Origin of the sequence: Saccharothrix sp. ST-888 (assembly GCF_000955975.1) — a bacterium.
Classification (GTDB): domain Bacteria; phylum Actinomycetota; class Actinomycetes; order Streptomycetales; family Streptomycetaceae; genus Kitasatospora.
In genome coordinates this window covers 1-252 of record NZ_JYJF01001112.1, presented here as the reverse complement: position 1 = coordinate 252, position 252 = coordinate 1, and the positions used below count along the sequence as shown (strand labels likewise).

1 protein-coding gene is annotated in these 252 nt (G+C 73.4%); it reads left to right on the top strand.

Translation table 11 applies throughout. The features are described 5' to 3' along the window. The coding region (locus UK12_RS35845) for an acyltransferase domain-containing protein (RefSeq protein ID WP_156179196.1) at positions 1 to 252 on the top strand (252 nt) is incomplete at both ends.

Below are 252 nucleotides of genomic sequence, written 5' to 3'. Positions count from 1 at the left end.
CGGCGGGCGTGTCGCCGTCGGTCGTGGTGGGCCACTCGCAGGGTGAGATCGCGGCTGCTGTGGTGGCGGGTGCGCTGTCGTTGGAGGACGGCGCGAGGGAGGTTGCGCTGCGCAGCCGGGCGATTGCCGGTGGTCTGGCGGGGCGTGGTGGCTTGGTGTCGGTCGCGCTGCCGGTGGAGCTGGTGCGTGAGCGGCTGAGCGTCTGGGGCGAGGAGCGGATCTCGGTCGCTGCGGTCAACGGTCCGTCGTCGG